12 protein-coding genes are annotated in these 13,471 nt (G+C 62.9%); 6 read left to right on the forward strand and 6 right to left on the reverse strand.

Going from position 1 to position 13,471, the window contains the following annotated elements; translation table 11 throughout:
* Nucleotides 1-2: 2 nt before the first annotated feature.
* A complete protein-coding gene (locus LDN70_RS06920) occupies nucleotides 3-1,370 on the reverse strand; it encodes an LLM class flavin-dependent oxidoreductase (RefSeq protein ID WP_166843041.1) in 1,368 nt (455 codons plus the stop codon).
* A 296-nt stretch (nucleotides 1,371-1,666) separates the two neighbouring features.
* Between LDN70_RS06920 and LDN70_RS06925 the strand changes: the two genes are divergently transcribed.
* Nucleotides 1,667-2,179: a GNAT family N-acetyltransferase gene (locus LDN70_RS06925; protein WP_223942139.1), complete on the forward strand. Its 513-nt coding sequence runs from the start codon at nucleotides 1,667-1,669 to the stop codon at nucleotides 2,177-2,179.
* A gap of 57 nt (nucleotides 2,180-2,236) precedes the next feature.
* Nucleotides 2,237-2,617 carry a RidA family protein gene (locus LDN70_RS06930; RefSeq protein WP_024820219.1) on the forward strand — a complete coding sequence of 127 codons (381 nt, stop codon included), beginning with the start codon at nucleotides 2,237-2,239 and terminating at the stop codon, nucleotides 2,615-2,617.
* Nucleotides 2,618-2,686: 69 nt separating this feature from the next.
* On the opposite strand, the gene LDN70_RS06935 is transcribed toward LDN70_RS06930, so the two are convergent.
* Together LDN70_RS06935 and LDN70_RS06940 are read right to left on the reverse strand one after the other, a co-directional pair.
* Entirely contained in the window at nucleotides 2,687-3,346 is a 660-nt protein-coding gene (locus LDN70_RS06935; RefSeq protein ID WP_142939764.1) for a response regulator, read from the reverse strand.
* Entirely contained in the window at nucleotides 3,339-5,039 is a 1,701-nt protein-coding gene (locus LDN70_RS06940; protein ID WP_223942610.1) for a sensor histidine kinase, read from the reverse strand. Before LDN70_RS06940 ends, LDN70_RS06935 begins: the two co-directional genes overlap by 8 nt.
* Before the next feature lie 198 nt (nucleotides 5,040-5,237).
* Between LDN70_RS06940 and LDN70_RS06945 the strand changes: the two genes are divergently transcribed.
* Nucleotides 5,238-6,743, forward strand: a complete 1,506-nt coding sequence (locus LDN70_RS06945) for a CitMHS family transporter (protein WP_223942140.1) — start codon at nucleotides 5,238-5,240, stop codon at nucleotides 6,741-6,743.
* A gap of 311 nt (nucleotides 6,744-7,054) precedes the next feature.
* On the opposite strand, the gene LDN70_RS06950 is transcribed toward LDN70_RS06945, so the two are convergent.
* The 3 genes from LDN70_RS06950 to LDN70_RS06960 all read right to left on the reverse strand — a co-directional run bounded on the left by LDN70_RS06950 (nucleotide 7,055) and on the right by LDN70_RS06960 (nucleotide 9,674).
* Nucleotides 7,055-7,393: a hypothetical protein gene (locus LDN70_RS06950; protein ID WP_223942141.1), complete on the reverse strand. Its 339-nt coding sequence runs from the start codon at nucleotides 7,391-7,393 to the stop codon at nucleotides 7,055-7,057.
* 74 nt (nucleotides 7,394-7,467) lie between these two features.
* Entirely contained in the window at nucleotides 7,468-9,390 is a 1,923-nt protein-coding gene (locus LDN70_RS06955) for an alpha/beta hydrolase (protein WP_223942142.1), read from the reverse strand.
* Nucleotides 9,391-9,452: 62 nt separating this feature from the next.
* Entirely contained in the window at nucleotides 9,453-9,674 is a 222-nt protein-coding gene (locus LDN70_RS06960; RefSeq protein ID WP_286198876.1) for a DUF6507 family protein, read from the reverse strand.
* A gap of 351 nt (nucleotides 9,675-10,025) precedes the next feature.
* Here LDN70_RS06960 and gatC point away from each other — a divergent pair, with 351 nt between their 5' ends.
* The 3 genes from gatC to gatB are packed head-to-tail and all read left to right on the forward strand — an operon-like array spanning nucleotide 10,026 to nucleotide 13,404.
* Nucleotides 10,026-10,322 (forward strand): Asp-tRNA(Asn)/Glu-tRNA(Gln) amidotransferase subunit GatC, encoded by a 297-nt coding sequence (gene gatC / locus LDN70_RS06965; protein ID WP_017199363.1) that lies wholly within the window; start codon nucleotides 10,026-10,028, stop codon nucleotides 10,320-10,322.
* Between the two features lie 5 nt (nucleotides 10,323-10,327).
* Nucleotides 10,328-11,896, forward strand: coding sequence for an Asp-tRNA(Asn)/Glu-tRNA(Gln) amidotransferase subunit GatA (gene gatA / locus LDN70_RS06970; protein ID WP_166843044.1), 1,569 nt, complete (start codon nucleotides 10,328-10,330; stop codon nucleotides 11,894-11,896).
* On the forward strand, nucleotides 11,896-13,404 hold the full coding sequence (gatB, locus tag LDN70_RS06975; RefSeq protein ID WP_091323187.1) for an Asp-tRNA(Asn)/Glu-tRNA(Gln) amidotransferase subunit GatB: 1,509 nt from the start codon (nucleotides 11,896-11,898) through the stop codon (nucleotides 13,402-13,404). Before gatA ends, gatB begins: the two co-directional genes overlap by 1 nt.
* Nucleotides 13,405-13,471 lie beyond the last annotated feature (67 nt).

Here is a 13,471-nt window from a genome sequence, read left to right on the forward strand (position 1 = left end):
GCTCAGAACGCCGATCCGATGGACGTGAGCTGCTGTTCCGCCGAACCGGCGTAGCGGTTCTCAGGACGAGCCAGTCCGTAGTGCCCACGCAGGGTGGACGCTGTGTATTCGGTGCGGAACAGGCCGCGCTGCTGAAGGATCGGCACCACATGGTCCACGAAGATCTCCAAGCCGGAAGGAAGCACCGGCGGCATGATGTTGAAGCCGTCCGCTGCCCCTGCGAAGAACCAGTCCTGAATGGCATCGGCAACCTGCTCCGGAGTCCCGGAGAAGGTCCGGTGACCTCGCCCGCCACCCAGTCGTCCGATCAACTGCCGGACCGTGAGCTGTTCACGCCTGGCCAGCTCCACAATCAGCGTGTAGCGGCTCTTGGCTCCTTCGATCTCGTCCTCTGAGGGCAGGTCGGCAGGCAGTTGGCGGTCCAAGGGAAGGTCCTCGGGGGACAAACGGAGAGTCTTGGCCAGCTGCTCACGGGCATACTCGGGTTTGATGAGCTGATCCAGTTCACGCTCCAGTTTGAGGGCTTCAGCCTCGGTGGAGCCGATCACAGGGACGATCCCGGGCAGGATCTTGATGCCCTCCGGATCACGACCCACGGCTGCGGTGCGCGACTTCAGGTCTGCGTAGAAAGCCTGCGCGTCGGCCAGGGTCTGGTGCGCCGTGAAGACGGCTTCTGCGTACTGTGCGGCCAGGTTTTTGCCATTCTCGGATGATCCAGCCTGCACAATCAGTGGATGGCCCTGTGGGGAGCGGGGAACGTTCAGCGGACCACGGACCCGGAAATGCTTCCCTTCGTGGTCCACCGTGCGGATCTTGGTGTCGTCACCCCACACGCCCTCGGCTTTGTCAGCCAGGATGGCGTCGTCTTCCCAGCTATCCCACAGCTTTTGGGCAACGTCAATGAATTCGGCAGCCCGTTCATACCGGACAGCGTGTGCCGGCTGGTCGTCCACGCCGAAGTTCCGCGCGGCATCTGGCCCGGCGGTGGTTACGACGTTCCAGCCTGCACGGCCTCCGCTGACCCAATCAACGGACGCGAAGCGGCGGGCAAGATTGAAGGGATCGTTGTACGTAGTGGATGCGGTGGCGATCAGGCCTATCTTTTGGGTCGCTGCGGCGAGGGCCGTCAGCAGCACCGTAGGCTCCAACTTTCCGGCAGGGCGCCGGCCCACTTCACCGAACAGGACAGGGGAGTCTGCGAAGAAGATGGAGTCCAGCTTTCCTCGCTCGGCTGTGCGGGCGAGGTGCTGATAATGCTCCACCTTGGTAGGGGCAAGGGGATCGCTTTCAGGTAGACGCCATGATGCTTCGTGATGTCCGGTGCTCATCAGGAACGCGTTCAGGTGGAGTTGGCGGTCTGGCGGGGTCATGGTTGCTCCTTGGGGTCGGGACGTTTGGCTGGCGGTGTGGCAACTTAAGCACGCGTACAAAGACCTCCGCCAGCAGCCCGACATGTCTGCGCAACAGCACGAAACCGGGGTTCACCGCGCGCAACGCAGCTCAATTCGACGCCACGGGAGGCAACACGAAAGCAGCCCGACGGCCAGTGGCTGGCGCATCGCAACCCGGCCATCCGGCGTCGTGCCTTCACGCCATGACTGATAGTTCCATCACGGAAAGGGGCATTTGGCGCCGTTGGTGCGTGAAGCACCACTACCATTGGTAGGTGCTTTCGCCGATTACCGTCCGTCCCGCCCTGCCCGAAGACTACGACGCCGTTGCCCGCATTACGCAGGAGTCTTACGTCACCGCGGGGTACTACGGCGACGCCGATCACCCGTACCTGCAGAAGCTCCAGGACGTGGCAGGACGCGCGGAACACGCAGAGATCCTGGTGGCTGAGCGCAACGGCGAGGTCATCGGCTCGGTAACTGCGGCACCGGCAGGCGGCGGCTTTTCGGACATCGGCCTCGAGGACGAACTGGAACTCCGTACCCTCGTAGTGGATCCGGCAGTCCAGCGCTCAGGTGCGGGCCGCGCCTTGGTGCAGGCCGTCGTCGACCAAGCCAAGGCCATGGACGGAATTAAAGCCGTATCTTTGACCACCGGCGCCACGTGGGAAAGCGCCAACGCCCTCTATGCGAGGACAGGCTTTGACCGTGCCCGGCACCGTGACTGGTTTGTCCCCGGCACCGACATAAAGCTGTTCGTTTACCGGCTGGACCTCCCGCAGTCATAAAGTTTCCTTCGTAAACGCCGGTCACCGGACCGGGCGAAACGACAGGAAAGGCGCGGCATGCGCAAGACATTCGGCACGGGCTCGGTCTGGGAACAGACCCTTGGCTACTCCCGTGCAGTCCAGGTGGACAACACTCTTTTCATCTCCGCCACGGCAGCTTCCGGGCCGGAGGGAATTGTGGGAAATGACTTCTACTCCCAGACCAAGTACATCCTTGAGAAGCTCGGTGCTGTCCTGGAAGACGCCGGCTTCTCCTACGAGGACGTTGTGCAGTCCAAGTTGTACCTGACGGACATCAGCAAGTGGGAGGATGCCGGCCGCGCACACGGTGAGGTCTTTGGTGAGATCCGCCCGACGCTCGCCTTGGTGCACGTGCTGCCGTTCCTCGATCCCGAAATGCTGGTGGAAATCGAGCTCGTGGCACAAAAGTCCGCCTAGCGCACCCAACTGAGTCGCATTTGTGCGCGTTTGATCCCTCAAAACGCGCACAAATGCGACCTACTTGGGTTAGCCGGGGACGCCGTAGCGGTGTTCCGGGCGGCCTGTGCTTCCGTAGCGCAGTTGGATCTCGACGGCGCCATCGTCCGCCAGCGAGGACAGGTACCTTTGCGCCGTGGCCCGGGAAACGCCAACCCGTTCTGCCACCTCGGCAGCTGAATACTGCTCGCCGGGAAGCAACGATTCCAGGACGGCCGCCTCGGTTGCCGAACGGGGTTTCGCGGCCGGTGCGACGTCGCCGGGGATCAAAGACCGTTTGGCGCGTTCAATGGTGATCTGGTCCACGGCGGCCTGTTGGCCCAGAATCCGCCGGTACCTGGCATAGGACCTGAGCTGTTGGGACAGGGACTCCGCGGTGAAGGGCTTGAGCATGTATCCCAGCGCGCCGCGGCGCAGGGCAACCTTGATGGACTGCGCATCAGAGGCAGCAGTCAGCATGATGGCATCGACGTCCAACTGCCCCAACAGGTCCAAACCAGAGCCGTCCGGCAGATACACGTCCAGCAGCACCAGGTCCGGGCGGAGGCTGTGGATCGCTTGCAGGGCCTGTGAAACAGATCCCGCCGGCGCCAAGGCCATGAATCCTGCCACAGAATCCACATAGGCGGCATGGAGCCTTGCCACGTGGAAATCATCGTCCACGATCAACACCCGTAAATCCTCAGCCATTGCTGTCCTTCCTCAACGTTGAGTCGGCCGCTGTGCCCGCATGCTCCGCTGAATCCATGACGCCGGGGATGGTCGCCATGAACACCGCCCCCGGACCGCCGTGGCCGCCGGGCTCCAAGACGCGGACATCGCCGCCACGCCGCCGCGCCAGCTGCCGCACCAGCGCCAGCCCCAAACCTTGTCCAGCCCCCGAGCGTACCGGTTGTTCCGACGTCGTAAATCCTTCGGCGAAAACCTCTTCCGGTTCCAGGCTCCCCAAACCGTCACCGGAATCGCCCACCAGGAGGTGCAGGGTCCCACCGTTTTCGGCGACATCGTCCAGGAGTTCGACTTCCACCCAACGTTCCGCTGAAGAGCCGGCGACGGCGGCACTCACCGCGTTGTCGATCAGGTTGCCGAGCACGGTGGTGACGTCTTGCGGATCGGCCACGTGCCCACGGACCAGTGTTTCGGGACCGATGCGGAGGGCCACTCCGCGTTCCGAAGCCTCCACGCCTTTCGCACCAACGAAGGCCTGAAGATACGCGTCCTGGAGCAGTTCAGCCTGCTCTACGGGGAACTTCAGCGGACCAGTGGCTGAGATCCGGGCCAGGTACTCCTTGGCGGCTTCGTGCTGGCCGATGCTCATGAAACCGGCAATGGTGTGAAGTTGGTTGGCGAACTCGTGGCGTTGGGCGCGCAGGGCCGTGGACATGGTCCCCACGGCGTCGAGCTGGCGGGTCAGTTGCTGCAATTCCGTACGATCCCGCAGCATGACCACCCACCCCAGGTCCTCCTGCCGATGCCAGGCTTTGCGGGCGCTGGCCACAAGAACGCGTGCGCCGGCCACGATTTCGACGGCTTCGGCGTCCCGGGCTGCCGGTTGGGTGAGCTTTTTGAGCTGTTGAGGAACCGTGGCGGAAGCCCAATCCTGGCCAGTGGCATCGGGCATGTCCAGGAGCCGTGCGGCGGCGGCATTGAATACGGAGATGCGTCCGTCCGCGGATATCCCGATCACGCCATCATCAACGCCCTGGAGCACTGCCACTTGGTCGTGGACCAAGCTGCTGATTTCCTCCGGTTCCAAACCGAGCGTGAGCCGTTGTAGCCTGCGCCGGAGCAGGAAGGACGCCAGGACGCCGGCAATCAGGGCGCCGCCAGCGGTGAGTGCGATGGGCACGATGTCCCGGGCAAGGCTGTTGCTGAGCGACTCAACCGAGTAGCCCACGCTGACTTCGCCCACAATCGTCTCAGAACTTCCAGGCGCGTACACCGGCACCTTTGCACCGGCCGAGGGCCCCAACGTTCCTGTGTTGCGGGTAGTGATTTCTTGCCCGCCCAGTGCCACTGAAGGGTCTGTGCTGACGCGTTCGCCCAGCCGTGCCGTCTCAGGGTGTGCCAGGCGCAGGCCGGTTTCGTCCGTGATCACCACGAACAAGGCCCCGGTCCGCAACCGCACAGCCTCGGCCGCAGCCTGCAGGGGACCGGACGCGAGGACATCCGGGGGAGGGGTTCCCTCCTCCTTGCTGATGGTTTGCACGCCGGACCTGATGTCGGGATCTGCGGCGACCGTCCTGGCGAGGGTTAGTGCCTGGTTTTCAGCTTCGGCGCCGATGCGTTCGTACACCAGCCACGCATGGACAGTCCCGCTGAGCAGGACCACCAACAGCACAACCCCCAGCTGAAGGAGAAGGGTTTGGGTGGAGAAACGCATGCTGACCCGGCTATTGCGCGGCACCTTTGCTCCTTTCCTCCTGAACCATTGAATCACTGAGCATAATGCGCAAAACGTTCGCAACGAGCAGTACTCCCAACAATTCCCCGAAACCCCTGCCCGTGACGGAGGCCACCATATTGTCTGTAGTGCGCATCACACCGACGTGGCGCCATTCACAGTAGTAAGGAGCCGGCCGTGCTGGTTTTGCTTGGATTCGCAATGATTGCGGTATTCATGGTCCTGATCATGACCAAAAAATTGACGCCAGTACTGGCGCTGATCATCGTCCCCACCGTCTTCGGCCTCTTCGCCGGGGCGGGCCTCGGCATCGGCGACATGGTGATGGACTCCATGAAGTCCATGACGTCCACGGCCGCGCTCCTCATGTTCGCCATCATCTACTTCGGCCTGATGATCGACGTCGGACTGTTCGACCCCCTGGTGAAGTTCATCCTGCGCAAGCTGGGCAACGACCCCGCCAAAGTGGTCCTCGGCACCGCCATCCTGGCGGCCGCAGTCTCCCTGGACGGCGACGGCTCCACCACCTTCATCCTCACCACGGCCGCCATGCTCCCGGTGTACCTGCGGCTTAAAATGAGCCCAGTGGTCCTGACTTGCGTGGCCGGCCTTGCGAACGGCACCATGAACATCCTTCCGTGGGGTGGTCCCACAGCCCGCGCAGCAACCGCGCTCAAGCTCGATGTCAACGACGTCTTCGTGCCCATGGTCCCCTCGCTCATCGTTGGGCTCCTGGTGGTTCTGGTGTTCGCATGGTTGCTCGGCCTGCAGGAACGCAACCGTCTCCGCACCACCGCTCCGGAGATCTGGGGCGACGTCGCCGATCCTTCGGAAGCGTTCGACGGCGGCGCGGGCCGCGGCGGCGGTTTGGTTGCCGCGGGTTCGGGTTCAGGCTCCGGTGCTGGCCGCTTCGGCTTCGGCCGCAACTCCGTCTCCACAACTGCCGGCAAGCCGGGAACCGGCGGAGGTTCCGGCGTCGCGGTTCTTGAAGACCCGGCCACGCTGGTGGACGATCACGACACCGCCATGGCAGACACTGCCCTGGACCCCAACCGCACTACGCTGCGTCCCAAGCTGTTCTGGTTCAACCTTGGCCTGACCGTCGCCGTCATGGTGGTCCTAGTGGCCAACATCGTCCCGCTGCCGTTCGTGTTCATGGTGGGCTCCGCGATCGCCCTGCTGGTCAACTTCCCCAAGGTCAAGGACCAGGGCGCCCAGTTGATCGCCCACGCACCGTCCATCGTCGCGGTCGTCAGCATGGTCATGGCCGCCGCAGTCCTCACCGGTGTCCTCAACGGCACCGGCATGGTCAAGGCAATGTCAGAGTGGCTCGTCCAGATCATTCCCGCCGAAATGGGCCCGTTCATGGCAGTCATCACCGGCCTTTTGAGCATCCCGATGACGTTCTTCATGAGCAACGACGCCTTCTACTTCGGGGTCCTGCCGGTCCTTTCCGAAACCGCCGCACACTACGGCGTGGATGCAGTGGACATGGCCCGCGCCTCCATCACCGGGCAGCCCTTCCACCTGCAGAGCCCCCTGGTGCCGGCCATCCTCCTGCTGGTTTCACTCGCCAAGGTCGATCTGGGTGACCACCACAAGAAGGTCCTCTGGCGCACGGCCGTGATCTCGGTGGTCATGCTGGCAGTCGGAGTACTGACTGGAGCCATCGGCATCGGCTAACGAGCCACCGCTTCAGGTGTCGAGTTCGCGGGTTCGCCTTCAATTCGCCGTTCAGCAACGGCGTATTGTGCGGCGGACCCGCGATTTGGCGTGAACACCGCCTCGGCGCTGCGCTCACCGGGTCCTGGCTCGCCGTGCTGCCGAGCTGACGCCCCCGACCACGTGGTCGAGGTGAGAATGAGGTAGCCACCTAGGTGGTCTTCTTTCGAGCAGCCGGGTCCAAAGTGCATTCACCCATCACCATAATGAAGCTAACGCTCTTCGTTGGTGTGAAGATCAGCACGACGCCTCTAGGAGCCGAGGCAATGATTTCAATACCGGGTAGTATCCGGGCCCCTGTTGTCAAAGATATTCTCAATCTTGTAGCCCTTGGACTCCCAGTGGGCTTGCATCCTGTCCACGGCTGCCTGCGGATCGTCAATGGGCCCGCCCTTTATCTGGCGCTGATACTGCCGGCCGTCGGCACGTGCGTGCACCCCGCAAGGTTCTGACACATAATCCGCAGTGTCGTTACGGTCCCACCCGGGCCATGTTGTGCCCGACTGCTTGACTGTGTCATCCATGGCATCCATGAACTCTGTGGACACCTCTTCGGCGCTTCGCTCGCCGGGTCCTGGCTCGCCGTGCTGACCATCATTCGCTGAGTTCATGCCGCATCCCGTCATCACCAAGCACCCCGTCAATATCCATGACAACCACGTTTTGCGATTGGGTTTTGTCGTCGTCATCTGCTCTGCTCCTCGGCGAGTTCTTCCGGGGTGAGATCGCGTTCGATCAGGGGCCCGGTGGGGAAGCTCATGCCGCCGTAGCCGGGCTTCTCTTCGTGGCGGAGCGGGATCAGTTCCTTGATCAGATGGCCGCGCCCGGTTGAGGTGAGGGCAATGTTGTGACCGGACTCGGTCCTCGGATCCAGGTAGCCGTGACCGGTCGTGGCGGCGAAGACGGTGTCGCCGCTACCGTCGGCCGCCCAGCCTTTGGCGTCGTGGCCTGCCGTTCTCTTGTAAACCGTGCCCGTGTCGGGGTCGTAGCCGCCCTCTGAGGAGAAGTTCTTTCCCCCAAACCAGTCATCGGCTGGATCCCACCGACCTTCCCGGCCTCTCAGCCCACTGCCGACGATCCCCAACGGGGCCACCCGGTCCTCGCTGGCCGCGGTCACATACACCTCGGGTTTCCCGGCCGGGTCTTTGGCCACGTGCAGGTCAGCGGCCGAGCCGATCTCCCGCCACTCAATACCTGCAGACCCGAAGAACGTCGCCGTCGCCACCGCATGCTTGAGTGCTTTCAGCGCGTACGAGGCCGTGGTGGTCCCGTAGGAGTGGGCCACCACGTTCAAGCTCGGCGGGCTGACATCGACAGATTCACTCGCCCGGGTTTCGGTGAAGCCATCCAACGCAGCGGCCAGTTTGGCACCGCCGGCCTTGGCCAGTTCGGTCGACAACACCTCGGCACTGGGCGGTTCTTCCGGGCTGTCATAGCCAACCCACGACACAACAGCCACGCCCGGGTGGTCGTCCTGTATTTCGAGGGCACGCTCCTGCCCCCCATATAGGTCCTGTGCTGATTTCGTCCAGGATTCCAGCCCGTCCGCCACTGTGGTTTTCATGCCGGGGACGTTCCACGTCACGTTGGTGGCCGTGTCCAGATCCCCGATCGCAACCGCCACGAGTGGCTTGCCGTTCTCGTCCGGGGTGAAAGAGACCATGCTTCGCGGCGCCGCGGGATCTTCATCGTTTCCCTTGCGGGGCTCGAGCGCCTCGTAGATCACCTGCAGCGCGGCCCTGTCTACCGCGCTGGTCCGGGGGTCCTTGAACACGGCATCAAGATTCACCCGGTTCGCTTTCGCCCGGGCCTTGAACGGCACCCCGTTGAGGTTCCCGATCACCCCCGGCGCGGCGACCAGCAACGCGGCCTGCTGCTCTGAGGACAACCCCGCCCACCAGTCCTTTACCTGGCCCACCGTCGGGGGACAAGAAAACCCCGACCGCAGGAAATCGGACTCGGCCATCCCGTAATCAAGCAACTGGCCCGGCGTGAGAGTGCCCAACAACTCCAGCATTTCCAACGCCCCCGTAGCACCGGCGACTTCAGCACTTTCCAAGTCCTTCAACCGCGAACGGGTCCGCTCCACCGCGAAATCCGTCACCGTTCCGCCGTCGTAATACACCGGCACCGACACATCAACCGGACGCACAGCGCAAATCAGCCTGGCGCAATCTTGCTCAGCCTGCTCATGCTCAGCCGCCAGTGAAGACACCCTCTGCCTCAACTCTGCGAGCTCCAGCGCCACCGGCTTCCCATGGCTGCTTCCTAAGGACGGCGTTTCCGGAACACCATCAAAAGGCACCACTTCGCCGAGGCGCAGCCGCGTTCGCCTACGGAAATCCTCGATCTCCTCCAACAGCACACCCCGACGCCGATTCAACTCCCGCACCGAATCCGCATACCCCATCAACGCCCGAAACACGGTAGCCAACCCCGCCCGGAGCCCCTCACTCACCCGGGTCGGGGTCCCGAACGCAGCCACCAGCTCCGCCGCCTCCGGAGCCCGATAGGCATCCACCAAGCCCGACCACTCCGACGCCGCAGCCTGAACCACATTCACAATGCCCTGCGCCTGCTCCAACAACGGAACCGCTGCTTCCTCCAACGCCCCAGGATCCGGCTACCCGTCCAACACCGACACATCAATCTCATACATGGCCCGGCCCCCTAACGCACCGGCACCGGACGGAACCGTTCCACCCGCAAACCCGCGCCGGGCCAGCCGTCCAAACTTTTGGTCTGCGCCAAGGACGTGGTGGCCATCTGCTCATCACCGGCAACATAGGCGGCAATAGCAGCCTGTGCACCACCAAAAATATTGGCCGTTCGTTGCGCCAAGGCCTGCAGGCCAGGCATCAGCACGGTGTCGCCGTAAAGCTGGAGGGCCACATAAACCGGGCCCTCACGGAGAGCCCCGCTGACCTCATCACAGACCTGCCGAAGCCTGGCCTGCGCTGGCCCCAGCCCGCCAGTGGCGTTGCTTTGCCGCGGTTACCACGGCCAGCGCCCTGGCGGTATCAATGTCGTACACCACAACAGCTGCCTCCAAAACGTTGCCCCGCACCCCAAAAAATCGATCGAAATGACAAATTCGGGCATGAACATATATCTAGGAGTGCACCTGAGGGCTCAAACGTGATGAAGAATCAAAAAGTTGGGGCACCACCCCTTCGTCTGACCGGCACACCCAACCCAAGTAGACTGGTTCGGAAAACCATTTGAACTTTGCAGGGGAGATCCATGGCTGCGATCAACCGTGACGACGTCGCGCATCTTGCGCGTCTGGCTCACATTGAAATGAGTGCCGAAGAACTGGACAGGATGGCTGTTGAGCTTGCTGTCATCGTGGATTCGGTCAAGAGCGTGAGCGAAGCTGCGGGGGAGGACGTCCCGGCGACGTCGCACCCGATTCCGTTGACCAATGTGTTCCGGGAGGACGTTGTGGGTCACACGTTTACGGCTGAGCAGGCGCTTTCCGGCGCACCGGATGCTTACGAGAACCGTTTCAAGGTCCCGGCAATCCTGGATGAGGACTAATCATTATGACTGAGCTGAAGAACGAACTCATCCGCCATTCCGCTGCCGATCTCGCTGCCAAGTTGACTGCCCGCGAGGTTACCGCCGTCGAGGTCACGCAGGCGCACCTTGACCGTATTGCCGACGTCGACGGTCAGGTTAACGCGTTCCTGCACGTTAATGGCCAAGAGGCTTTGGCCGTCGCGGCCGAGGTCGATGCTGCCCGCGCCGCCGGCGGTTCCGCTGCTGATGAGCTGCATGCCCTCGCCGGTGTGCCGATCGCGGTGAAGGACCTCATTGTCACCATCGGGCAACCGACGACGGCTGGTTCGAAGATCCTTGAGGGCTGGCACAGCCCGTACGACGCCACCGTGGTGAAGAAGCTGCGCGCGGCCAAGATGCCGATCCTGGGTAAAACCAACCTGGATGAGTTCGCCATGGGTTCCTCCACGGAGCACTCGGCCTACGGCCCCACCCGCAACCCGTGGGATTTGGACCGTATTCCTGGTGGTTCGGGTGGTGGCTCCGCTGCCGCCGTCGCCGCTTTCGAAGCGCCGCTGGCCCTCGGCACGGACACCGGTGGCTCCATCCGCCAGCCCGGCGCCGTCACTGGAACCGTGGGCGTGAAGCCCACCTACGGTGCTGTGTCCCGTTACGGTGCCATTGCCATGGCGTCGTCACTGGACCAGATCGGCCCTGTCTCCCGTACGGTGTTGGACTCCGCACTGCTGCAGGAAGTCATCGGCGGCCACGATCCGTTCGACTCCACGTCGCTGACGGATCCTTTCAACGATCTTGTTGCAGCCGCCCGCGTCGGCAACGTGGCGGGCATGAAGATTGGCATCGTCAAGGAACTTCACGGCGAGGGCTACCAGGCTGGCGTCGAGAACCGTTTCAACGAGTCCCTTGAGCTGCTGAAGGATGCCGGCGCCGAAATCGTTGAAGTTTCCTGCCCCAACCTGAAGTACGCCTTGGGCGCTTACTACCTGATCATGCCGTCCGAGGTGTCCAGCAACCTGGCAAAGTTCGACGGCGTCCGCTTCGGCTTGCGCGTCCTGCCCAAGGACGGGCCCATGACCATCGAGCGAGTTATGGGTGCTACCCGTGCCGCGGGCTTCGGTGACGAAGTGAAGCGACGCATCATCCTGGGCACTTACGCGTTGAGCGCCGGCTACTACGACGCTTACTACGGCTCGGCACAGAAGGTCCGTACGCTGATCCAGCGTGACTTCGACGCCGCCTTCGCGAAGGCTGATGTTCTGATTTCCCCGACCGCGCCCACCACGGCGTTCAAGTTGGGGGAGAAGCTGGACGATCCGCTGGCGATGTACCTGAACGACGTCGCCACGATCCCGGCCAACCTCGCCGGCATTCCGGGCCTGTCTCTGCCGGGTGGCCTGGCCGACGAAGACGGCCTGCCTGTTGGTATCCAGCTGCTGGCTCCTGCTCGCAAGGATGCCCGCCTGTACCGCGTGGGTGCGGTCCTCGAATCCATGCTTGAAGAGAAGTGGGGCGGTCCGATGCTTTCGCAGGCGCCTGAGCTGAAAACTGCTGTGCTCGGTGCAGTATCCAACACCGCCGGAGGTTCCAACTAATGTCCGTCGACGCAACCCTGAGCTTCGAAGAGGCCATGGAGAAGTACGATCCCGTCCTGGGGTTCGAGGTCCACGTGGAGCTCAACACCAAGACCAAAATGTTCTCCTCCGCTCCCAACGTCTTCGGTGATGAACCGAACACCAACGTCAACGAGGTTGACCTGGGCATGCCCGGCGTCTTGCCCGTGGTAAACAAGACCGCAGTGGAGTCCTCCATCAAGATCGGCCTTGCCCTGAACTGCAAGATCGCCGAGACCTGCCGCTTCGCCCGGAAGAACTACTTCTACCCGGACACCCCCAAGAACTTCCAGACCTCCCAGTACGACGAGCCGATCGCCTATGACGGTTACCTCGACATTGAGCTGGAGGACGGGACGGTGTTCCGTGTGGAGATCGAGCGCGCCCACATGGAAGAAGACGCCGGCAAGTTGACCCACATGGGTGGCGCGGCGGGCCGTATCCAAGGTGCCGACTACTCGTTGGTGGATTACAACCGTTCCGGCGTTCCCCTGGTGGAAATCGTCACCAAGCCGATCGAAGGCGCCGGCAGCCGTGCACCCGAGCTGGCCAAGGCATACGTCGCAGCAGTCCGCGAGATCGTGAAGAACCTGGGCGTTTCCGACGCCAAGATGGAACGCGGCAACGTCCGTTGCGATGCCAACGTTTCCCTGCGACCGCACGGACGTGAGCGCTTCGGTATCCGTTCGGAGACCAAGAACGTGAACTCCCTGCGCGCCGTGGAGCACGCTGTTCGTTACGAAATCCAGCGGCATGCCGCCGTTCTGGATTCCGGCGAGCCGGTTATCCAGGAGACGCGTCACTGGCACGAGGACACGCGTTCGACGACGTCGGGCCGGCCCAAGTCTGATGCTGACGACTACCGCTACTTCCCGGAGCCGGACCTGGTTCCCGTCGTCGCCTCCCGCGAGTGGGTGGAAGAACTCCGCGCCACCCTCCCCGAACCGCCGGCCGAGCGCCGCAAGCGCCTCAAGGAAGCATGGGGCTACTCGGATCTGGAATTCCGTGATGTGGTGAACGCCGGCGTCATGGACTCCATCGAAGAGACCATCGCAGCCGGTGCCTCCGCTGACGTTGCCCGTAAGTGGTGGATGGGTGAGATTGTTGGCCGCGCCAAGGTTGCCGACGTCGATCCTTCCGAACTCGGTGTCACCCCGCAGGTCATCGTTGAGCTAAACAAGCTGGTTGAAGACGGCAAGATCAACAACAAGATGGCAACCCAGGTCTTGGACGGCGTACTCGCCGGCGAAGGCACTCCGGCTGAAATCGTTGAGAAGCGCGGCCTCGCAGTTGTATCCGACGACGGGCCCCTGCTGGAGGCCATCGACGCCGCGCTTGCCGCACAGCCGGATGTCGCAGAGAAGATCCGTGGCGGCAAGGTCCAGGCCATTGGCGCAATTGTTGGCGGCGTCATGAAGGCCACCCGTGGCCAGGCTGACGCGGGCCGTGTCCGTGAACTCATTCTGGAGAAGCTCGGCGTCGAGGGCTAAAAGCCAGTTCTCTTTCCCATCAAAGTAGGTCGCATTTATTACTGCGGCCTACTTTGCTGTGGGCGCG

Source organism: Arthrobacter sp. StoSoilB22 (assembly GCF_019977315.1).
Lineage (GTDB): Bacteria > Actinomycetota > Actinomycetes > Actinomycetales > Micrococcaceae > Arthrobacter.